The sequence below is a fragment of the Aliikangiella maris genome, assembly GCF_040719265.1.
GTDB lineage: Bacteria > Pseudomonadota > Gammaproteobacteria > Enterobacterales > Kangiellaceae > Aliikangiella > Aliikangiella maris.
The window spans coordinates 79,449-102,775 of the sequence record NZ_JBFDAH010000015.1; the positions used below are offsets into that span (position 1 = coordinate 79,449).

General features: G+C 38.5%; 18 protein-coding genes. 9 read left to right on the forward strand and 9 right to left on the reverse strand.

The window, feature by feature from the left end; translation table 11 throughout:
* Positions 1 to 3 precede the first annotated feature (3 nt).
* The 4 genes from ABVT42_RS14145 to ABVT42_RS14160 all read left to right on the forward strand — a co-directional run bounded on the left by ABVT42_RS14145 (position 4) and on the right by ABVT42_RS14160 (position 4,400).
* Positions 4 to 981, forward strand: coding sequence for a CorA family divalent cation transporter (locus ABVT42_RS14145; RefSeq protein ID WP_353896808.1), 978 nt, complete (start codon positions 4 to 6; stop codon positions 979 to 981).
* Complete coding sequence (nhaA, locus tag ABVT42_RS14150; protein WP_353896809.1) at positions 981 to 2,237, forward strand: Na+/H+ antiporter NhaA; 1,257 nt, start codon at positions 981 to 983, stop codon at positions 2,235 to 2,237. The genes ABVT42_RS14145 and nhaA overlap by 1 nt, the downstream gene beginning before the upstream one ends.
* 196 nt (positions 2,238 to 2,433) lie before the next feature.
* Positions 2,434 to 3,339: a 30S ribosomal protein S6--L-glutamate ligase gene (gene rimK, locus ABVT42_RS14155; RefSeq protein ID WP_353896810.1), complete on the forward strand. Its 906-nt coding sequence runs from the start codon at positions 2,434 to 2,436 to the stop codon at positions 3,337 to 3,339.
* Positions 3,340 to 3,362: 23 nt separating this feature from the next.
* Positions 3,363 to 4,400 (forward strand): succinylglutamate desuccinylase/aspartoacylase family protein, encoded by a 1,038-nt coding sequence (locus tag ABVT42_RS14160; protein ID WP_353896811.1) that lies wholly within the window; start codon positions 3,363 to 3,365, stop codon positions 4,398 to 4,400.
* Positions 4,401 to 4,430: 30 nt separating this feature from the next.
* Here the strand turns inward: ABVT42_RS14160 and ABVT42_RS14165 are convergent, their stop codons facing one another.
* The 3 genes from ABVT42_RS14165 to ABVT42_RS14175 are packed head-to-tail and all read right to left on the reverse strand — an operon-like array spanning position 4,431 to position 8,532.
* Positions 4,431 to 5,339 (reverse strand): diguanylate cyclase domain-containing protein, encoded by a 909-nt coding sequence (locus ABVT42_RS14165; protein WP_353896812.1) that lies wholly within the window; start codon positions 5,337 to 5,339, stop codon positions 4,431 to 4,433.
* A gap of 55 nt (positions 5,340 to 5,394) precedes the next feature.
* Entirely contained in the window at positions 5,395 to 5,850 is a 456-nt protein-coding gene (locus ABVT42_RS14170) for a response regulator (protein ID WP_353896813.1), read from the reverse strand.
* A 9-nt stretch (positions 5,851 to 5,859) separates the two neighbouring features.
* Positions 5,860 to 8,532 carry a PAS domain S-box protein gene (locus tag ABVT42_RS14175; RefSeq protein WP_367023970.1) on the reverse strand — a complete coding sequence of 891 codons (2,673 nt, stop codon included), beginning with the start codon at positions 8,530 to 8,532 and terminating at the stop codon, positions 5,860 to 5,862.
* Positions 8,533 to 8,726: 194 nt separating this feature from the next.
* Here ABVT42_RS14175 and ABVT42_RS14180 point away from each other — a divergent pair, with 194 nt between their 5' ends.
* The 3 genes from ABVT42_RS14180 (at position 8,727) to ABVT42_RS14190 (ending at position 11,231) form a co-directional block, all read left to right on the forward strand.
* Entirely contained in the window at positions 8,727 to 9,197 is a 471-nt protein-coding gene (locus ABVT42_RS14180; protein WP_353896815.1) for a response regulator, read from the forward strand.
* Positions 9,198 to 9,446: 249 nt separating this feature from the next.
* Positions 9,447 to 9,971: a MerR family transcriptional regulator gene (locus ABVT42_RS14185; protein WP_353896816.1), complete on the forward strand. Its 525-nt coding sequence runs from the start codon at positions 9,447 to 9,449 to the stop codon at positions 9,969 to 9,971.
* A 378-nt stretch (positions 9,972 to 10,349) separates the two neighbouring features.
* A complete protein-coding gene (locus ABVT42_RS14190) occupies positions 10,350 to 11,231 on the forward strand; it encodes an NAD-dependent protein deacetylase (RefSeq protein WP_353896817.1) in 882 nt (293 codons plus the stop codon).
* Between the two features lie 121 nt (positions 11,232 to 11,352).
* On the opposite strand, the gene ABVT42_RS14195 is transcribed toward ABVT42_RS14190, so the two are convergent.
* Together ABVT42_RS14195 and ABVT42_RS14200 are read right to left on the reverse strand one after the other, a co-directional pair.
* A complete protein-coding gene (locus ABVT42_RS14195) occupies positions 11,353 to 12,303 on the reverse strand; it encodes a TauD/TfdA family dioxygenase (protein ID WP_353896818.1) in 951 nt (316 codons plus the stop codon).
* The gene (locus ABVT42_RS14200; protein ID WP_353896819.1) at positions 12,300 to 13,070 is read right to left on the reverse strand and encodes a class I SAM-dependent methyltransferase; all 771 of its coding nucleotides are present in this window, start codon (positions 13,068 to 13,070) and stop codon (positions 12,300 to 12,302) included. Before ABVT42_RS14200 ends, ABVT42_RS14195 begins: the two co-directional genes overlap by 4 nt.
* Before the next feature lie 814 nt (positions 13,071 to 13,884).
* Here ABVT42_RS14200 and ABVT42_RS14205 point away from each other — a divergent pair.
* Complete coding sequence (locus ABVT42_RS14205; protein WP_353896820.1) at positions 13,885 to 14,691, forward strand: phytanoyl-CoA dioxygenase family protein; 807 nt, start codon at positions 13,885 to 13,887, stop codon at positions 14,689 to 14,691.
* 316 nt (positions 14,692 to 15,007) lie between these two features.
* Here the strand turns inward: ABVT42_RS14205 and ABVT42_RS14210 are convergent, their stop codons facing one another.
* Complete coding sequence (locus tag ABVT42_RS14210) at positions 15,008 to 15,787, reverse strand: hypothetical protein (protein WP_353896821.1); 780 nt, start codon at positions 15,785 to 15,787, stop codon at positions 15,008 to 15,010.
* Between the two features lie 496 nt (positions 15,788 to 16,283).
* Here ABVT42_RS14210 and ABVT42_RS14215 point away from each other — a divergent pair, with 496 nt between their 5' ends.
* Positions 16,284 to 17,465 carry a DUF3667 domain-containing protein gene (locus tag ABVT42_RS14215; protein ID WP_353896822.1) on the forward strand — a complete coding sequence of 394 codons (1,182 nt, stop codon included), beginning with the start codon at positions 16,284 to 16,286 and terminating at the stop codon, positions 17,463 to 17,465.
* Positions 17,466 to 17,555: 90 nt separating this feature from the next.
* Here ABVT42_RS14215 and ABVT42_RS14220 read toward each other — a convergent pair whose 3' ends face one another.
* The 3 genes from ABVT42_RS14220 to ABVT42_RS14230 form a co-directional block, all read right to left on the reverse strand.
* Entirely contained in the window at positions 17,556 to 18,569 is a 1,014-nt protein-coding gene (locus ABVT42_RS14220) for an NAD(P)-dependent oxidoreductase (protein WP_353896823.1), read from the reverse strand.
* A gap of 21 nt (positions 18,570 to 18,590) precedes the next feature.
* Entirely contained in the window at positions 18,591 to 19,343 is a 753-nt protein-coding gene (locus ABVT42_RS14225) for an RNA methyltransferase (protein WP_353896824.1), read from the reverse strand.
* Between the two features lie 318 nt (positions 19,344 to 19,661).
* Complete coding sequence (locus ABVT42_RS14230; RefSeq protein WP_353896825.1) at positions 19,662 to 23,132, reverse strand: DUF5050 domain-containing protein; 3,471 nt, start codon at positions 23,130 to 23,132, stop codon at positions 19,662 to 19,664.
* Positions 23,133 to 23,327 lie beyond the last annotated feature (195 nt).

The following is a 23,327-nucleotide window of genomic DNA, read 5'->3' on the forward strand; positions in this document are numbered from 1 at the left end:
TTAATGACGAGTTTTGAATATCAACCTGACGAAAAAGGATTAATTCATGCCTTTTATCTTGGTCAACCGAAATCACGCTTAGGATGGGATGATTTAAACCAAAACCAGCAAAAGCCATTATGGGTACACCTAGATCGTACCAACCCATTTGTCGAACAATGGTTGCAGAATAATTACGATATTGATGCACAGATGGTCAACTCATTATTACGCGGAGACACTCGCCCCCGCTTTTCAGAAATTGACAGCGAGCAAGCACTGCTGATTGTTAAAGGTATTAATTTTTATAATCAGGACACCCCTGAAGAAATGGTTTCATTACGGATGTGGACCGATGGAAAAACGCTCATATCACTCGGATTTAAACCACTGCAATCCGTCGTTAAAATAGTCAATCAACTCGAATCTGGCAATGGTCCCAATTCGATTGAATCGTTACTGATTGCCTTATTAAAAAACCTCGACTCGCGTATTGAGCCATTTGTTTATGAATTAAGTAACCGACTCGATGAACTCGAAGAAAAAAACACCAAAGATCACGAGCTCGATAGTCAGCAAATTTCGGATTTGCAGCTACAAGCTTCGGTATTAAAGCGTCACCTTGTTCCGCAGCGAGACGTATTAAGACGCATGCAACAAAGTAATATATCGTGGCTAAAAGAGCAGCAAAACTACTGGCGCGAATTTTATTATGCCCTAGAAGTTTATGTAGATGAACTCACCGAACTGGTGGGCAGAATTTCAATGCATCTTGAAGCAAAAAACCAAATTCTATTGCAACAATCCAATCAAACCATGTATTTGCTATCGATTATTGCTGCAATATTCCTCCCTTTAAGTTTTTTAACCGGATTACTTGGCATTAACGTAGGCGGTATGCCAGGCGTTGAAGAGCCGACGGCCTTTTTAATCGTCTGTGTCGTTGTCATCGCACTGGGAATACTCGAATATTTATTTTTTAAACACAAGCGATGGTTATAATGATGGATAAATCATCCTTTATTGGACGTTTTTTAGCTTTAGAGTCAGCAGCCGGCATTATTTTAATTGTGGCCACACTCTTGGCAATGATTTTAAAAAACTCACCGCTCGCGGCAGATTATCAAAGCTTACTCATGCTGCCCGTCGGCATCAATATTGGTGAACTTGGCATTAACAAACCTTTTTTACTGTGGATTAATGATGGTTTTATGGCCATATTTTTTCTGGTGGTTGGTCTGGAAATCAAACGCGAATTAATTGAAGGCCACCTACAAACCAACGCACAGCGAGTTCTGCCTTTTATTGGGGCAATTGGCGGGGTTGCAATTCCTGCGGGCGTTTACCTGTTATTTAACTGGGAAAACCAACTATCACGTCATGGTTGGGCGATTCCAACAGCAACTGACATTGCATTTGCCCTGGGTATATTAGCGTTAGCAGGTAAAAACGTACCGGTTACCTTAAAAATCTTTTTAATGGCGCTGGCAATTTTTGATGATTTTATTGCTATTGTGGTCGTTGCAATATTTTATACCTCAGAGCTCTCATTAACGGTACTCGGCTTATCTTTGATTGGCATCGTTGGACTGATTATATTAAATCTGTGCCAAGTCTCTCGCGTTGCCGCCTATATTTTAGTTGGCTTATTTGTATGGGTGTGTGTTTTAAAATCTGGCGTTCATGCAACTCTGGCTGGTGTCGTTACCGGATTACTCATTCCATTAAAAATATCAAAAAAACAGCCCTCACATAATGCGCATTTAAAAGAAACCATCTTGAGCCCTTCCAAGTCGCTAATTCATTCCTTACACCCTTGGGTTGCTTTTGGTATTTTGCCGCTGTTTGCTTTTGCCAATGCCGGCATTTCGCTAGAGGGGTTTGACGTACAAAAATTATTCCACCCAATACCTTTAGGGATTATTTTAGGGCTATTTGTCGGCAAGCAATTAGGCGTTTTTTCTTTTTGTTGGATTGCAATCAAGCTAGGGATTGCTAAACTACCAGATAAAGCAACTTGGTTGCAGCTTTATGCCATTAGCATTTTATGTGGTATTGGCTTTACCATGAGTCTTTTTATTGGCGCTCTGGCTTTTCAATACGGCGGCGCAGGCGATGCCAAAGCCGATCGACTGGCCATTTTAATTGGTTCTATGAGTTCTGCATTGATAGGTTTTCTGTTATTAAAAGCATCGGTCAAAAATACTATCACCAAAACAACTAATGATGCAGCAACCAACAAATCATCGGCTGATTAAAGTCAGCCTTATTCACATAAACGAGTTATTCGCATAAAAATAAAGAAAAGTTGGTATCATGACCATCGACCGATACCAACCAACGACTCAATAACAATTAAACTGAAACGAATTTGATAAACACCTGTTCGAATGGCTTTCGTCAGATTAATTGCAATAACCGATGTTAACCGCAATATCAACACAGGAGTACTGAATGAAAATCGCAATTTTATCTCGTAATAAAAAACTCTACTCAACTCGCAGGCTGGTCGAAGCCGGTAAATTGCGTGGTCATGAAATGCATGTTATCGACACATTAAAATGTAATATGGAAATCACCTCTGTCAAACCGGCGGTTTGGTATAAAGGTGAAGAGCTGGTTGGCTTCGATGCCGTAATTCCACGAATTGGCGCATCGATCACCAATTATGGTATGGCTATTATTCGTCAATTTGAAATGATGGGGGTTTACTGCCTCACCGAATCGAATGCACTCGGTCGTTCGCGCGATAAACTGCGTGCACTACAGTTATTATCACGCAAAGGTATTGGAATGCCTAAAACCGGTTTTGCCCATCATGTCGACAATACCAAAGAGTTAATCAAACGTGTTGGTGGTGCACCACTGGTTGTAAAATTACTGGCAGGTACTCAGGGACGCGGGGTTGTGCTGGCCGAAACCGCAAAGGCAGGAGAAAGCGTGATTGATGCGTTTCGAGAGTTAGAAGCTGACTTTCTGGTGCAAGAGTTCATTAAAGAAGCTGGCGGCAGTGATATTCGCTGCCTGGTTATTGGTAAAAAGGTTGTTGCCGCAATGGAGCGAACCGCACAAGCCGGTGAGTTTCGCTCAAACTTACACCGTGGCGGTACAGCCCGGCTGATTAAACTTTCTCCCAAAGAACGAAAAACCGCAATCGATGCATCGTCTATTTTAGGACTCAATATTTCCGGTGTTGATATATTACGTTCCGAGCGAGGTCCTTTAGTGATGGAAGTAAACTCCTCGCCAGGGCTCGAAGGCATCGAAAAAGCCACGAATAAAGATGTCGCTGATGCGATTATTGAATATGTGGAATTAAACGCCAAACCGCATCATAACCGTACCAAAGGAAAAGGCTAAAACGATTTAATCGCGAGTAAACTATGAAAAATACAGCAATAACTATCGGTGGTGTAACCGTTCAACCCGGTGAACAAAAAACCATAAATATTCCACTGGCAGCCATGGTAACACATGATGATATGCCACTGACCGTACATGTTATTCACGGCAAAAAGAAAGGTCCGGTTTTGTTTATTAGCGCGGCAATTCATGGCGATGAAATTAACGGGGTTGAAGTCATTCGACGTTTACTCAAACAAAAACAAATAAAACAAATCAGTGGAACGCTCATTGCCATTCCTATTGTCAATGTCCACGGATTTATCAGTTATTCTCGTTACCTGCCCGATGGTCGCGATTTGAATCGCTGCTTTCCTGGCAGCAGCAAAGGTTCATTAGCAAGTCGTATGGCGAATACTTTTTTTCGCGAAATTGTTAAAAAAAGCCAATATGGTATCGATCTTCACACAGGCGCTCGTCACCGTGAAAATTTGCCACAGATCCGCGCCGATATGAGTGAAGAAAAAGTGAAGTCGCTAGCCATTGCATTTGGCGTTCCGGTAGTCATACATTCCAAAATTCGAGATGGCTCATTGCGCGAAAGTGGCGGAGAAGAAGGTATTCCGATTTTATTATACGAAGCGGGAGAAGCCTTGCGTTTTGATGAGCTGGCGATTAAAGCCGGCGTAAAGGGCATTTTAAATATCATGCGCGAACTAGGCATGAAACCCAAAAAAAAGCTGCCTTCAGGTGAGAAAAATCCGGTTATTTCATCAAATACCGCTTGGATCAGAGCACCCTACAGCGGCGTGTTACGGACCTTGGTTCCTTTAGGTGCTAAAGCGCAAAAAGGGAGCATTCTGGGCATTATTTCTGATCCACTGGGTAATAGTGAATATCAGGTTACCGCACCTTCAGATGGCGTATTAATCGGACGCACCAATTTACCTTTGGCACATGAGGGTGATGCCTTGTTTCATTTAGCATTTTATGAAAAGCAAGTCGATAATGTGGCAGAGCAGGTGGAAACCTTTCAAGAAAACCTCGAAGCACAACATTTCGATGGAAAAATTGTGTAACACCAGCTCATACCACCAAATACACTCAATTTAACCGAAGCTGATACCGCCTTTATTGGTACGTTTACTGTCATAAAGTGCGTTATCAGCAATAGAAATTAACTCTTCTACCTCTAAGCCATTATGCCATTCGGCCACCCCCATACTGACACCAATGCTGAAAGACAATGTTTTTTCGCCTAATGTTAATGAATAAGGCAAGCTCAATTCACGTTGCTTTTTAGTTAAAAAATCCAACAGGCTGTCGTTATCTTTATAGTTAGTCAACAACATACAAAATTCATCACCACCAAATCGGGAAACAGCATCAGAAATACGAATTGATTTTTTAAGACGTAACGCAAAGCTAATTAATAATTGATCGCCAGCCTGGTGTCCATAAGTATCATTTATTTTTTTAAACCCATCTAAGTCCATCATCACCAGCGCCATTTTTACTGAACTGCGCAAGCTTTGATGCATCAGCGTTTCAAGCTTTTCGATAAAATTTTTACGATTGGGTAATCCGGTTAAATAGTCTTCATTTGCCTGCTCTTTAATTTTCAAATGCAAATTAAAGCGTTCAATCGAATACTTAATTGTCTTGGTGAGTAACGGCGTACTTAATATACTTTTAGGTAAATAATCTTCAGCTCCTAATTGAATAGATTTTTCCCCCAACTCTTCACTATTAATACCCGTTAATACTAAAATGGGGACTTTTAGCCCAAAGGATAAAAATTTTTTGAGTGTATCAAGACCTTGAGAATCTTTTAGGCCTAAATCAAGAATAACAATATGAAAAGTATTATTACTCAATGCCTTCTCACAAGCCTCAAGCGATGAGTAATTTTCAAAACGATATTTAGAACGGTAGTCGCTGGTTAAATAATTTTTGAGTAGATAAATATCATCGGGATCGTCTTCGACCAGTAATATTTTAATTTCATCGTACGACATAGTATCTACACATACACATCAACATAATAACTGCTAGGCGTAAAAATATTCAAACCTAATACCATATTTCTTTATAAACTCGAGAAACTTCAAACCAGTAACGACAGGTAGTATCCAATACGCAAACCATATCATCATAATTACTGGGTTTAATAATGCACGAACTGGCACCTAACTCTAGTACACGCTTAAAATCAGTTGGTGATTTTGATGTTGTAAAAATAACAACCGGTATAAATTGAGCTATCGGCTGGCGCCGTAACTTTTTTAAAACGCCAATACCATCAGTTGATGGCATATTTAAATCGAGCAAAATCAAGTCGGGTAACTGATTGAATTGTGCTTCATGTAAACTCAAATAATTTAAGACCGCATCACCTCTATTAAAAATAGATATAAATACCTCAATACTCAACTTTTTTAATACATTCGTAATTAAGTATTGATCATCAATATCATCTTCAACAATACACAAGTGTGGCGCTTCGCTACTTTTTGTACTTAAAACCATAATGAGCAACTAATCTTTTGGAATTTCAATGATGATTTCAACACCTTTGTCTTTTACACCTTTAGCCCAGATTTTACCATCATGAGCTAAAATGATTTGACGACAAATGGCAAGCCCCATGCCGTATCCCGGCGATTCCTTTCCAACCAAGCGACGAAAAGGTTCAAAAATCTTTTTATTATTTTCGCTATCAAAGCCAATACCATTATCTGCTACTGATATTCTAGTCGAACTGGGTTCGATCGATAGATTAAAGTTAACAACTAGCTGGCGATTGCGGTCTTTATAATTAATACTATTTAAAATCAAATTTCTTAACACTTGTTGAAATGAAGAGCTTTCGACAAAAATGTTTCCATCATTAATTACATTAATTGTCACCTGATTTTGTTCAATAATTGTCGATAAATCATCACTCACTTGAGCAACAATTTCAGCCAAACGAAAATTTGATTTTTTAGCATTGTTACGTGAGTAACGCGAAAGTTCTAATAGCTGATTAATCATTTCACTCATGCGTTGAGCGGCATCGCTGATTCGATCTAGTTGAAATCTGGCATCGGCATTATCGACTAATTGCGGCGCCAGACTGGATTGTAAGCTCCCGGCAAAGGCACTAATTTTACGCAGCGGTTCTTGCAAGTCGTGTGAAGCCGAATAGGCAAACCTTTCTAAAGCAGAATTCGACTCGGCAAGTTGTAATTCAATTTTCTTTTTGTGTGAGATATCTTCAATGACCGAAATAAAGTGACTGTCATCACTACGCGGATTATTCACTAGTGCAACCGTCAATCTCGCCCAAATGTAACCTCGGCTTTTGGTAATAAATCGCTGTTCAGCGATGTAATGCTTAATAGCTCCAGCAGCTAACAGTTTGTGCTGATTCCAGCTTTCGGTCATATCTCGCTCGTGAGTGATATCACTATAAGACAGTTCCAAAAGTTCGCCTTTGGTATAACCTAATATTTCACACAATTTGCTGTTTACTTTAATAAACTTACCTTCTAATGTGGCGTGAGCAATGCCAACAGCAGCCTGCTCAAAAGTTGTTAAAAAATTAACGGCCAGTGTTTTAATTTCTTGCTCACGCTCTTTGAGCGCCGTAATATCAAAAAAAGCACCAAGCATTTCTTTTGGCTTGCCATTTTCATCAAAGGAGTAAATAGAATCTCGCGAATAGCACCAAATCCAATGCCCTTGCTGGTGTTTAAAACGATACTCGGTTGTAACGCCAGTATCCATCTTATTGTGAAATACTTCTTTGATATGCAGCTCTACCAACAAGCGATCATCAGGATGAAACAAAGTCATCAATCCATCGCTTCCTTGAATTTTCACCAAATCAGCTTTGCTGTATCCGGTTAAGCGAGTATATTCATGATTAACAAAAGTGATGTTCATTGTGTCTAAATTAAAGATATATAAACCTGTCAATGAACGCTCCAGCACTTCATTTAAAAATCGAGTTTTATTTTCAAGTTTTTTCTCTAACAGTTTAATTTCATTTATATTGGTTAGTGTGCCAGACATAAGTATCGGCTTATCATCATTATCAAAAATCGTATCACCACAAGCTCGCATCCATTCAAATTTACCTGACTCAGTGACACCTCGATAAATCACATCATACTTTTGTTTTTTCTCAAAGTGAGCTTTCAAACGACTATCAATCAACTCGATATCATCGGGATGAATATGACTTCGCCACAACTCAAGACGAGGTGGAGAGTCTTCCGCCTGCCCTATCAAAGTTAACAACTTGGGACTATACCAGACATCATTGGTTTTCAAATCCCATTCCCATATGCCCATTTTAGTAGCTGAAATTGCACGCTTAATACGGTTACAACTCATACTCTCCAGTGACTTGTTTTCCATCATTTGACTTTCATTATAAATGGAAGCAAACGCTAATTTTTCACCTTGTACGTCATGATTGGACAAGCTGATTTGAATTGAAATAACTTTACCTGTTTTGGTTTTTCCATTAACAAAACGTCCAAACGCCCTCGCATGATCTTTTTGCGCACTTTCCAAAAAACTATCAACCAAGCTATCATGAATTGGCGAAACAGAGTCGATCAGTAACTTGTTCAGCGACTCATTTTTCAGCTCATCACTCGAATATTCAAACATGTCAGCTAACGCTTTATTTGCCAATATGATTTTTTTATTTTGGTCAACCACCAACAGTCCAGTTGGTAGCAACTCAGTAGTGATTTTGAATAAGGCATCGGCCTTTCGTTTTATTTCTAACTCATTGCGTTTCATTTTCTCATTTGAAGCTTTAAAAACCGCATTTTGTAAATCTTCAACAGAAGGAATCTTTTTAACGCTTTCAATGCTTTTAAATAAAACCACCGCCGTCAGCAAAGAAATAACGGCGGTCATCGCTTTTATCACACCATGTACACCATATACACCGTGCCAAATGGTATAAATTGAAAAAAGATGAGTAATACCACAAAATAGAATAAACCCTGAGAATAAAAAAAAGATTCCTCGAAACTGAATATCTTTACGCGCATTAACAATATAAATTAATGCAATGGGAATTGAAAAGTAAGTCAGCGCAATAACCAAATCGGAAATAACATTGGTCCAAAGTATTCCCGGATGCCACAAATAGCAATGTCCATGCGGCATATATTGACCATTAAAAAAAGGTTCCAAAAATTCCATTCGCATTATTTTTTATTAAGAAACGTGGAAGGTACAATCAAGTATAGAACATAAACATCTTTATATTTTGCTTTATAATTCAATTTTGTTTATAAACAGACCTGATAATCTCGAGAGCGAAATTTTAGACATTTATTTTTGCGGTTAACAGATGAGTTGACATATACTTTTAAGGTAAGTTAAGAGAAAAAACGATGCAAGCAGCTATTAACACAGAACTCAATCGCTCACCTGTCATCACCATTGCAGAAGATGACTTGGACGACACTTTTTTGTTAAAACGTGCATTTAAAGAGACTGGCAGCTTGAGTGAATTGCGTTTTGTTAAAGATGGACGCGAATTAATTCAATACATTCAACGCCAACCACCTTTTAATGATAATCAGCTCTATCCATTTCCAGATTTAATTCTTTTAGATCTTAATATGCCTAATGTTGATGGTAGGGAATCCCTTGAATGGATAAAAGGTAATGTTCAATATAACCATATTCCAATCATTGTACTCACAACTTCAAGCAATGAGGCCGATATATTGAGCGCTTACGATCTGGGCGCAAACTCTTATATTACCAAACCCAACAATTTTAAGGCATTTATTGAAATTGTTCACACCATTCATCAATACTGGTTTACAACCGTCAAGCTGCCATTAATTAGTAATTAATAATTAATAACACTTTGATACCAGCCAATAAGCTACAACTTGAATACTTTCTTGTTGCGCATTATGTTAGATGCCAAATTAAAATTGATTTAGTGCAATACTGATCTGGCCCAAATAATTTCGATAGTGACGTCAGTAACTTTTGTGATTACAATTTCAAAATGAGTTAATTTTTATTTTTTTGCCTCCTTCATAAAGTGTATTTTTTTATCTTTTTGAAACATCGAATATTAACAACCAGGCTTTTTTATGTTCACCATTAATCAAGTTGCCAAAAAATATCAGCTTTCACGCAGTGCACTAATTTATTACGATAAAATTGGCCTGCTGCAACCTTCAGCGCGTTTTCAAGCCAATTACCAACTTTATTCTCAACAAGACTTGAAGAAAATGGATAAAATCATGAGCTATCGCAGTGCGGGCCTGTCCCTAAGCAATATTGCCAAGTTATTAAAATCTCAAAATACGCAAGCAACACAAATTTTAGACAATCAATTAGTGCAGCTGAATCAACAAATCAGCCAACTACGCGAGCAACAAACTTTATTAATGCGGTTAATGCAACATGACTGTTTCAACGCAAAATCTCGCATTATGACCAAACAACAATGGGTCAATATTCTTAAAGCCACCGGATTAGATAAAGCAGACATGCGTCGCTGGCATATCCAGTTTGAAAAAGACAAACCCGAAGCCCACACCGACTTTTTACAATCGCCAGGGATCGATGCGGCAGAAATTGAGCAAATAAAAAGTTGGGCTCAAGACGGTTAAAAAATTAAACCTGACTTTTAATTGACACCCTTTAATTGACCCCCTTTAATTAGCACCCTGCTTGGATTTAAATTGGCAATAGATCAGGCGGCAACCATTGTTTTGACGCTTCATCGCTATACAAACGTTCAGCACTGTAATGTGCTAGCAAAATCTCATTAGCCTGATTAACCAAGTCAGAATGATGTGATAGCTAAGGATCTAAATAGTTAAGTCTCTGGTTATTTAGATCTCTGGTTATTTAGGTCTCTGGTTATTATAGGTCTCTGGTAATATAAGTATCTTGCTGTTTAAGCATCTAAATATCGAATAAACCGTATAATAAAAAATATTCACCAGCTAGGTATGTGTTAATTGCACAAAATCCGAAGTGACATCATGCTGAATGATGCCATAAAGACAAAACAGCTTAAGACAACACAACATAAAAATTTTGAAATGATAAATAACAATCAGCAAACCATCACCCAATTAAAGTCTATTTTAGACAAACACCAACAATGGTTGGTCATTACCGGTGCAGGAGTCAGCCAGAATTCAGGTATTCCAACCTATCGAGATGAAAAAGGTCAATGGCAGCGTAGCCGCCCAATTCAGCACCAAGAGTTTGTTCAGTATGAAGACAAAAGAAAACGCTACTGGGCACGTAGTGCTGTAGGCTGGCCGCCTGTAGCCCGCGCCCAACCCAATGTAGTACATTATGCATTAGCCAAATTAGAACAAAAAGGCTATCTGGCAGGCGTCATTACCCAAAATGTTGATCGCTTGCACCAAAAAGCAGGCCATCAACAGGTTATCGATTTACACGGCAGACTTGATCGCGTGCAATGTTTAAGCTGCCAAACCTATGAGTGCCGCGAGCAATTACAAAACAGATTACTGCAAAAAAATCCATTTCTAAATCAGGTTAACGCGGAAATAGCACCAGATGGTGATGCACATGTTGAAGACCAATTAACTGAGCAAATCGAGCCAGTCGGTTGTAGTCAATGTCAAGGTATACTGATGCCCGATGTGGTTTTTTATGGCGGTACAGTTCCTCGAGAAACAAATGAAGCAACTCAACAACTTTATCAAAAAAGCAAAGGATTACTAGTATTAGGGTCATCGCTGATGGTGTACTCAAGCTTTCGTTTTTGTAAACAGGCAAAGCAAGATAATAAGCCGATTGTGATTATTAATCAGGGAGTCACGCGCGCAGATGACTTGGCTAATTACAAGTTTGAAGTTGACTGTCAAATCATCGAAGCTTTGCTATAAAGACGCTATATTAGAAAGGCCTGACTCGAACAATCATTGAGTCAGGCAACGTGAGTAATGGGATTTTTTCAAACCCATATGTGATAATGAATCGTTACTGTAATAAAAATGACCGGATTGATTAACCTGATTGCGCAACTCGCCAATTAATCCAGGTACGCACTAAAACACGCTGTTTATCAGGTTCACTATAATTTTCAAATGCCGTTCTGTTGTGAGCCAGGAAAGCATTATTAACAAAAATAATATCGCCACGCTCTAACGAACAATAAAAAATATTTTCATCTTGCGCTAAATAATCGTCGACAATATTCATTGCATCAATCACCGCCTGAGGAAGCTCCGTTTGTGTTTTTTGATAAGCGGTTTCAATCCAATAGCGCATATATCGAAAACGCAAACCAAAATCGTCAAATGCAAATATAGGAAACTGATTATTGCGAATGGCTTCAACACTTTGCTCTTTCCCAGGTGTAATCACATCTCTCATTAGCGGTTGTGACAAAGCATCTAATGCTTGCGGATGGTTTTCTCGCAAATAAACAAATAAGTCTGCCGCATTTGCAACCATCGAGCGTCCCCCCTTTTTAGCGGGATGAACACAAAGTAAACCAACAATATCCGGTTTATAGTCAACCGCAGTGCAGTCAGTATGAAAACTGGTATCAGCGTTCGTTTTTGAGACAGGAATGGCTTCTTTGGTATAGTCAAGCCCACGATCAGCAATATCAAACAAATAACCATAGCGATCATTTAAGTTACCTAATGCACTAGCTATATAAAAATAAATGAACCGTAACTGCAAATCTGTGAATTGATCTTCATCGGTTTTGACACAAACAAACCCCGGAGAGAGTTGAATTTTTTCTCTGACCTGATTGACCCACTCTACCGGCAAGACCAAGGGTTCTTTCTGGTGAATTTTTTCTAAATCAAGCTCCAGACCAGGCTGATTAAAATGTTCCTCAAAGGTACTTAAGATAGCTTGAGGAACCTTCACTGTTACTTGTTCAAGATCTGGCAATTGCCCATGCCAACCGGTTTGCTCCAGCCACTGTTGTTGAGTTTTCATGGCTTTTTTACCTTAAATGCAACATGTAGTGGCAGTTCACGAAGGGGTTCAAAGAATCCCGGATCCATTTTGATATGCTCTTCAGTGATATGCAGTTCTCTAACTTCAGGGATGAGTTCAAAACCAGCCGCTCGCAAACAAGTAAAGTAATCTTCAATTGTTTTATGAACACATTGAACATTAACAGCAACACCATCTCTGCGCCAGATTTCTCCGGGAAATAGTTCATTTCTGGCGCTAAAATAACCACCACTGGAACGAAAGTAAAAAGGGTAATCTTCAGATTTTAAGTAAGCCAATAATGGATGTGGAACCGCAAAAACAAAATATCCGCCTGGCTTTAACCAGTTGAATATTTTTTTCATGGTCGCTTGTGTATCGGGTACATCCAGATAGTTAAATAAAAACATTGCCAAGACTAAATCGTATTGTTTGGCATTTGACTCATCAAACTGTCTAACATCCAGATTTTTAAATGTCATACCATCAAGGTTTTGACGAACTTGCTCAGCAATTGCGCGATTAATCATTTCTTCAGAAATATCAATACCAAAAATATTTGTTGCGCCTCGCTTTTTTAGTTCGCGACTGACATAGCCTTCGCCACAGCCCAAATCTAAAATATCAAGACCATCAATTGGTTCACACATGCTTAATACATAAGGCCGAGCAGAATAATCAGACAATAAAATTGGCTCTTTACGACTCCAGTCCTGTGCCTGATTGTCATAAAGCTTTTGTGTATCTTTTTCAACAGAGGTAGTCACTTTGAACGCTCCCTAATTTAAAGTTTGGTGTTTTACTCCTCTATAGAACAGTTATTTTATCGTTGGTAAACAAAAGCAAATTTAAAAAAACTGACTATAAAGATTAATATTGAGAAAAGATAAAACTTCCTTTTCTAATTGTGGTATTCATAATAGCGATAATCAAAATTTAACCTCGGCAACACTTACTTAACGGCTGAACATTTAACTTTTTATCAAATTAATTTTAAATACCGCTCACTACAACTTATTGTTAACTTATCATTGATTTATTATTTACTTGCCACAACACATCAACCTCGACAAGCTAAGGAGTTATCATCAGTTCAACAGTAGACGCTGCTAAACACCTCGACAATAAACCTATATTTTTTGTGTGTATAATTTTACTTTTAACAACTGCAACCAATCTTAACAACTTAGCCATTTAACATTAACAACACTAAAATATTTTTACCAGATTCCTTCAAGCCAAAAATGTTTTTTTATATTTTTGATAGACTTTAAGTAAAAATTATTTTTTAAAAACGATATAACAGCTTAAGTTAAATCAATCATCAAAATGCTATGCAGTTGAGGTTTCAAAGATATGACAAATAAGAATTTAAAAAAATTAAAATTTAAAGTTTTTAACAGAAAAGTGATCTCGATCAAATACTGGCAACAAATAAAAAGTAGCGTGATATAGCACATCAATTACGCCAATAGTATTAGTCTGATTCAACTTTTTATATCCACAAGTTTTATAAGTAATAAAGATTTTTACCTAAAATTTTTATAGAATACACGTTTTAAATCTCTGTGGTATCCTAACGTGCACTTACAGGCTCTTGAGCTGACATCAAAACAAAGAACTGAATTTTGGGAAAATGGCTTTTTAGTCTTGCCCAATGTGCTCCAGAATGACGATTTATTGACGTTTCAGCAGTCTGCCACGCAGGCTTTAGCTGAAGCAGCCGATCCGAAAGAACTTGAAAGCGAAACGGGCTATCCAGGTGCGCCACTTGATGAACAAAAACAAGGAGGTAAAACCGTTCGTCGATTGCTCGGTGCGTATCAGCGCAGCCCGCTTTGGCAGGAATGGTCAAGCAGTCCATTAATCATCAATAGCCTGCAACAACTTTTTCAACAGTCAATGGTTTATTTAAGTCAGACACATCACAACTGTCTAATGACTAAGTCGCCTCAATACAGCAGTGATACTGGCTGGCATCAAGATATTCGTTATTGGTCTTTTGAACAACCAGAACTCATCACCGCCTGGCTCGCGCTAGGAGCAGAGAAAAATGAAAATGGCGGTTTGTGGGTAGTCCCCGGCAGTCATCGACTGAGTTTTTCTACTGATCAATTTGATGAGCAATTATTTTTTCGAACCGACACAGAAGGCAATAAAATGCTACTTGGGAAAGCGCAACAAGTTCCCTTGAATGCAGGTGATTTACTCTTTTTTCATTGTCGTTTATTACACAGTGCAAGCCGCAATCATACGCAAACAACCAAGTTTTCTTTAGTCTTTACTTATCACGCAGAAAATAATCATCCACGCCCTAACACCCGTTCGGCGAGTTTGACAGAAATTGCACTACCAACCAAGATTGACTCAACGGCAGAAAATGAATAATTCAACCAGCACATTTATTTTGAATAAACAGAACTAATTAAAATGAAAATTCAATTCAGAATTATTTAATTCATTTAGATTTAAGGAAAGCTTTTGTTTGAAAGCGCTCCTTATTTAATGTGAAATAACCTTCAGAACGATTCCAATATTAGTCATTAACTTATCAGTCAGACTGTGATTCATAATAAGTTTGTGGCTAATATAAATAAGTAACCTTATAATTTAATCAATTGGTTATTCAGGCTAATTTGCGTTATTTAACCTGACATCCCCCCAGGGTTAAATAACGGGTTAAAAATCAGGAAAATGCTAATGATTAATTAAGATGCCGATAAACCTGATACATCACATATTGGGCCGCTTTTAATTTAGTTGCATGATTGGGATGTAAGCCGTCACCAAAATGGGCAAAGGAACGCCAGGTATCTAACATAATAACGCCATCAATTTGCGAGATTGAATCTTCATATGTGTGTTTTAACAAGTTGTATTGTTCTCTCGATGCCACTCTAAAATGCGGTGTGATGACTTTAAAAATTTCTTCTGCCAGCGGCAAATCCAGTTTGTCATAATCAACCAGTCGATTGACAAATACTTTTACGCCTCTTTGTTGCAAATAATTAATCGCTTGCGTCACATTTTTTACCAGCGTATTGTCAATATCTTCACGGGTACACAACGGACCATAGGCAGTGTGCAAACAATCATTAAACAGATCAATAATTACAGCTTTCAGATGAGATCCATCTACCCACATAGTTGTATGCTCATATAGCTTAATTGCCTGTAATTGAGCAGAGTCGAATCCCAGCGCACCACTTGACGTGGCACCACCTTGCGCAGCTTCTCGAAACACCGGGCCTTCAACACTTAAAATAGAAAATGCTTTTAAATAATCCGCTAATCCTCGATAAGAACTACCATTCAATGCCGTCAGTCCTGCCCCATTGCCATAGGCGGCCTCTGGATCAATATAGCTGGCACCAATTAATCCAATGACTGGATTTTTCGATTCTGAATAATCTTTCGCCATTACGGGAAAAGTTAAAAGCAGAAACAGAGAAATGAGCGAGAAGAAAAATTGTTGTTTTAACATAAGTAGAATTCCTTGTAGTGAGTTTAAAAATACAAACTTTTTTTGTTTCCATTGGGGGGTCCACTAGTAAATTTAGCAGGTTCTAAAAAAGATCCCAAATTTTATTTCTCAACAAGAGATGAATAATCAGCTAAAACGGATGAGAGGTATTTTTTTATGACAAGTGATAGCCAGTCAAAACTATCTATTTGATTTTACTATAAAATTTATCTCCCTGTATAATAAAAGAACAGTGTTTTGGGAATAAACTATCAATATTTGAAAATATCAAATTGAGATTTAAGTTAGAAAACGGGTAAAAACAGACAATTCACAACTTTCTGGTATTTATTCATATTCTTGCTTATATTAGCTTACTTGAAAATGCATTGGCCAAAAATCATGCCATCGATAAAATTTAAAGCCTGTGACTTAACTTATGACCTATAACTTATGACCTATAAAGCCCATTGCTCAATAAAACAGCAAGTATATTGATAGCAACCATGATTAGCCAATGAACACAGTCAACAACGAAGAATTAAGCCCAGCAAAAGCAGTGGCAGGCACTCACCACTCGCCAATTGGCCAAACTCAAAAGCCAGTTTTTAAAGTCGATGCTTGTCAAAATTGTGCCACGGAGTTGAAAGGTAAGTATTGTCACCAATGTGGACAGCCTAGCCGCAGCATTATTAAATTTTTTGGTGAAGTTGCACAGGAGTTTATTGCCAACGCATTTGGATATGATTCAAAATTGCGCCATACGGTTTTTCCATTATTGTTTAAACCAGGAAAAATCACTCAAGATTATATTAATGGCAAAATATTCCATTATGTCTTATCAATTCGTTTGTATTTAATACTCAGCGTCATTTGCTTTTTATTAATGCAAATAACGACAGACACAAAAGGACTTTTTGTCAATGATGATACCGCCAAAGCACCAGAGAAACTTGCACTAGATAAAGAACCGTCTGGCATAATAGATAAGCGCATTGACTCTCTTGTGCCACAATCGGCCGACACTTCAGTTAGTGAACTAGACGATACTGATAATAAACAGAATCAAACTCAACCAGAGCAATTAATAAGCACCAATCAACAGACACAACAAGCGACTTTAAAGTCGCCTGAGTATTTTGATTTTGACTATGATGATAAGGATGAAACATTTGATTTTAATGGCCAATTTTTTAGCGATTTTCCCAAAGCGAAAAAAGTTATTATTGACATTAAAAACAAAAGCGAAAGTTGGAAAAAAGATCCAACGCCTTGGCTAAATAAGGTTTTTGAATTATTTCCAATTATGATGCTCGTCATACTGCCACTTTTTGCCATGACATTAAAATTATTTTATTTATTCAAGCGACGATTTTACATTGAGCATTTGATTTTTTGTATTCACAATCATTGCTTCATTTACTTTGCTTTAATTCTAGAAATTTTGTTTGGTCAACTTGAAAGTTTTCTATTAACTCAAAGCAACTCAATCTCTCAATTTTTTGCTACCGTATTCAATTATCTGTCAACCGCATTGATGATTTGGATTATTGTTTATATTTTGTTAGCAATCAAACGTTTTTATCAACAAGGCTGGTGGTTAACCATTTTTAAATCGGTTATATTAAGCGGTGTATACTTTTTTATGGTGTTTTTTGGCGTACTTATTGTCGCTATTGTAGGCGCCTGGCAAGCTTAAACCAAAATGTTTTACCAAACATTACTTATAGTTTATTACTTATTGCTTATCATTTATTACCAAACATCAAATATTTTTTATCAAACCAAACTAAATAATTTGATTATCGGACTTTATTTGCGATACGAAGTTGTCAATATTGCTTACTGTAGTCGTCAATATACGCGCCAACGCATCTTGTGTATTAAACGCATTATGAGGTGTAACAAATACTCGCTTATCTTGTATCAGCACATGGTCTTCAAGTAATATTTGCAACTCACTTGCGCGTTTGGTTTGCTCATGTAACAGTTCGATTTCACCTTTTATCAGACTTTCACCCTCCAAGACATCTAGTCCAGCAAAAGCAACTTTTTTGCTATGTAAACCAGCTAGCAAAGCAGTTGAATCGATTAAGTCGCCACGCGATGTGTTGAGTAAAATAACGCCCGCTTGCATCTTTTGTATCGCAGCATGATCAATAATATGTTTGGTTTCTGATGTTAAAGGTAAATGCAAAGAAATAATATCTGAAGCGGTAAAAATTTGCTCCAGAGAAACCCAGTTCACCCCCATTGAGTCGGCCTCTTGGTGCAATTGATGCGCAGCGATATCATAAACATTGACTTGCATATCAAACCCTTTGCACATTTTTGCAAACTTCTGGCCAATATTCCCAAAACCAATAATACCCATAGTTTTGTTGGCTAAATCAAATCCACGTAATCCTGTAAAATCAAATGACCCCGACTTGACTCGATTAACCGAATCAATTATTTTTCGAGAAATTGCCAACAACAAGGCAAAAGTAAACTCAGCAACGGTGTGTTCACCATAATGAGGCACATTAAACACCGAGAGCTGATTTGCTTTACAATAAGCTAGATCGATATGATCAAAACCGGTACTGTTAGTGGCGATGGCTTTTAGCCGTGGGAGTTTTTGCAATAAAGTCTGATCACAAGCGGAATAGATAAATGGACATAATATTTCGGTTTCTGCCAACGCTTCAATGTCAATCTCTTGCGCCGTCTGCGCAAATATTTTAACTTGATGATCGGCCAGTGAATGTTTAATTAATGTGACCTGCCAATCTTCACTGATTTCAGTAAAAGTAATATTCATATTTTGTTGTCGACGGTTAAGTTATCGTGCCAGCGCTTTAAACATACCTCTTAACAAGGCAATTTCTTTCGCTGTTGGTTGTGCTTTATTAACGAAAGTTTTAAATTTTTTTAACGTATCGGTTGGAATATCTTGCCGAATATAGTTTTTTTCGATAAGCAACATTTCTAGGTGAGAATAAAATGCACTCATTTCCTGTTGCGTGGCTAATTGTGTCGCTAATTTTGATTTTTTATCTGTCTGGTTAGTCATTGTTTCTGAGTGAGACAATTGCATAGACTCTCCAAGCCCCTTAAATAATTCATAACAAACAATTTGCACTGCTGCCGCCACATTTAAAACCTGATACTGCTGACTGCCGGGAATATATAAAAGTTGCTGACAAAGCGCTAATTCCTGCAAACTCATTCCATCTCGTTCACCACCAAAAACAATGGCAACTCGCTCCGCCGGGTGCTGTCGAATCCAAGCAACCGACTGCTCAACTGATTTTTGCGGCAAGCTAAAAGTGTGTGTCTGTCGTGCGCTAGTTGCAAAAACTTGCGTACAATCAGTAATTGCCCTTGCCAATGATTCAACAACACGTGCATTTTGTAAAATCTCGCTTCCACCAGCAGCTCGGCGTTCAGCTGTTTCATCAGGAAATTGCAACGGGTTTACTAATACCAATTCACTTAACCCCATAGTTTTCATGGCTCGAGCTGCCGCGCCAATATTACCTGGGTGAAAAGTATTCAATAAAATAATTCGAATTTGAGAAAGTCGATTAATCATAGATAAACTTCAATATTTAACCTATTTAGATGGTTGTTTCTTTTTGCAATTAGATAGGTTTCAAAAAAATCAGGTCAAACCTGAGTAAAACCTGGAAAAAAATATGCATTAAAAATCAGCTAAAATCCTAATAAAGACAGATTCAAATTAAGCGAGCAAAACAAATCGTGTCTATTGGTGCTATAGGTTAGCAGCAGAACATGATTTAGTAAAATGGCGATTTTCCATAAAAAAAACCAGCGAAGCTTCCGCTTGCGCTGGTTTAAAATGTCATTAAATTGAGGATTTATTGACGGGATAACGTGTTAGTTATAAAGCTTAGTCTAAATAGCTATTTTCACAGCCGAAACCGGCTAAACAGTTTGCGCCATATTCAACACCAATATTAATATCCTTGACTAATTGAGTACCGGCTTCACTGCCATCTGTTTTCCATAACTCCATACCATGCTCTCCATCATCAGCCTGGAAAAATAAAATATCATTGAACACATAAAATCCTCTAGGCATATCGACATAGCCATTCAAATTGAATGCTTTTAACAGCGTCAGTCCATTGTTGATAGCATCCATCTTCCAGACAGCGGTTCCGCTCGTTTCGGTATAAGCGCTGAAATACAACTCATCGTTATAAATGGCATAATCTTGCAGAAACAATTCATCATTTTCACCATAATTAGTCAGTTGGAGTGTACCTTCCGTGGTGCCATCGGATTTCCATAGTTCGAACTCGCCAAACTCATTAAACGCCGTCATAAATAGCTGATTGTTCCAGGTAAATAGTTTTGAATCACGGTCATCTAAACCATTTTCGGTGGCATTTAAATCGATCACCATTTGCGTGCCTTCTTCAGTTCCATCCGTTTTCCATAGCTCATCACCGTTAACACCATCATTAGCCACATAATAGAGATTATTACCCAATGCTGCCGCAATCAAATTGGCACTTACGCTGTCTCCATCAGGATTAATATCTTTAATCACTCGCGTGCCTTTTAAGGTGCCGTCTGTTACCCACAACTCATGGCCATTACTTGGAATAGCGGCAACTCTTCTGTCACTCCCACTGTAAGCAGAAAAATAAATCAAGTCGCCAACAGGATAAAGCGGACCGGTTGGTACAACTGGCGAGACTACCTCAATACTGTCGACAGTACCGCAAGTTTTCATGAGGACGCCGCTTTTATTTCTTGAGAAATAGAGTTCACCTTGAATATCTTGCATGATAGAAATTGAACTGTTAGCAGAGCCATTTGAAAAGTCATAGAACAGATGAGTATTTTCCTGAGTGCCATCACTTACCCAGATTTCTCGACCAAACTCTTCATTTTCAGCAACAAAAAACAGTCGTCCATTAGATACCGTAAGAAGACGGACATCGGTTACACCATCGGGCGTCACACGCACGGTGCCATTATCTGTACCATCAGTGCGCCATAAACTTTGCGGATACTTGCCATCGGATGCCGTAAAATAAACTTGTCCCTGATAAACCACTGATAAATTCGGCGAGCTACTGCTATTAGGATTTTTATTGATATCAGCCAGGTTCACCGTTCCGGTTTGCGTACCATCACTTACCCAGGGCTCAACACCGATAACGCTATCATCATAAGCAAAATAAATTTGTTCAGCTCCCGCATAAAGTGCAAGACCATTTGGCATTTCCAGTGTCGAAACGGTCTCGCCAGCCGAAGCACCATCACTGATTTTAAGCGAATTATTTTCAAGATAGACAATATTGTTGCCAAGTGTCGTAAAAAGCTGTCGCTGATTACTTAATTGAAAGTAACTCTCGCCAGACTGAACCATCAGTCCTTCCTGAGTATGCATAATATTTTTATTATCTGCCGTTTGTTGAACGCCATAGATGTAATTAAATGAGCGTGTCGAGTTGACTATTTTTGTACCTTCAGGCGTGCCATCGGTCTGCCATAACTGATAGCTTGCGTCCATATTCAAGAAAAATACTGGGCTATTTTTATGTTGATGCATATAGCTTCGCTGAATATAGGCGCGTATCGGAATCGGTGTCGGATCATTCGATACTAGGTAAGTGGTACCTGCTTCGGTGCCATCAGAAACATAAATTCGATTACTGCCATCATCTGTAGATATGATTAATCGACCGTTCACACTATATAATTTATTACGACGATTAAAAAAGCCCGCCGAACCTGCTCGAATATCCTTAACCAGTTGAGTCCCGGCATTAGTGCCATCAGAATGCCATAGCTCTTGACCAAATGCTGAGGTGTAAGCACTGAAATATACCTGATTACCAACCGCGGTGAGTAATTCAACATTACTAATAGCTGTATCAGGTTGTAGCACCGTATTACTGCTTCCATCGTATCGGTTTAGCTGTCCATTAACGACATAAAATAAAATATTATCAGCCGTCGCCGTTAATAAAGTTGCATCATTATTGGCATTAACTTTCACAGTACCGGCGTCACTACCATCTGTTTTCCATAACGCTTGATTATTGTCCACATCGCTTGCGGTAAAGTACAACGTATTGTTAATTACCGTTAAGTTTTGTGGATTACTATCACCTTCAAGATGAATATCTTTAACCAAAGCCGTTCCGGATGCATCCGACTTCCATAATTCAACCCCATGTGTTGAATCATTCGCAACAAAGAAAACCTGATTGCCCAATTCGGTAAACTGTGATGGAGAACTGTTGCCAATGGTATTGATTTCCTTAACGATCGTGGTACCCGCTTGCGTACCATCTGACTTCCATAATTCTTGGCCACTTTCCTTGGTATTGCCAACAAAATAATAAGCATTCAGTGCGGTTGTCGTCACACTGAAATCGGCAGAAATTTCGCCAACACTGAGCGTCGCTAACGATTCAGTCGCATATTGCGTCGAAGAAATTAATCGCACCACTACTTGCTGATTATTTTCAATCATTCCCTGAACATCGGTAAATTCGCCACCATCAATACTGTATAGCCCACCAACGATTTGAATACTGGTTGGGATGTCTATTCCAGTAATGGTCACTGGCTCCGATTTGACAGGCTTATTTAGCTCAACTGTTGATTGTGCAACAAATTCAAATGTCTCAGGCACAGGATCATTGGTTGTCACTTTAAAATCAGCGCTTATCCCACCAATATCCAATGTCGCGCTTGTTTGAATATGTGGCAGGTCTGATGCTGCCAACCTGACAACAACCTGCTGATTATTGCTCACCATGCCTGGCTGATCTGTAAATTCACCATTGTCAATTCGATAGCTACCACCTTGAATCTGAATTTCGGTTGGTACATCGATCCCTGTAACCGTCACTGGTGCCGAAGAAATTAAAGCGTTACGCTCAACACCTCGCTGTTCAGCAATGACAAAATTATCAGGTTGCGGATCATTAGTGGTTACACTAAAAGCAGCGCTCAATCCGCCAACATTGAGTACTGCCGATGTAGTGGCATGAGGATATTGTGCACTGATTAACCGAACCACAACACGCTGATTATTCGTAATGTTACCCGCTTGCTCCGTAAAACTGCCACCATCAATCTGATAGCTACCACCAACAATACTGATAGGCGTTTGCGCATCAATACCAGTGATAGTGATTGGCACTGATTCTACCTGTGTATTTAGCGCCACACCTGTTAGCGCTTCAATTGAAAATGTTTCAGGCGTTGTGTCACTGATAATCGGTTTAGTCGTCCCGGTGGGCGCATCGCCGCCGCCACCACCACATGCCATTAATAGCAACAGTGGACTTGCTAATAACAGGCCTTTTAAATTCAAAGATGTGTTACTCATTCTATATACCCAGGTTAAAGCTACAGTGTTCAAGTGACTTAAAGCCCTCTCAAAGTGGCTTTAAATACCACATTGCTGGCACCGTAATTTCAGTTTAAGTTTGTTATTTTCGACCATGCTACCGGCTTACAAAATGAGATAGCATAGTCAAAATGACTATATAGAAGAGTCAGTTTTGATGTTTGCACAAATTTT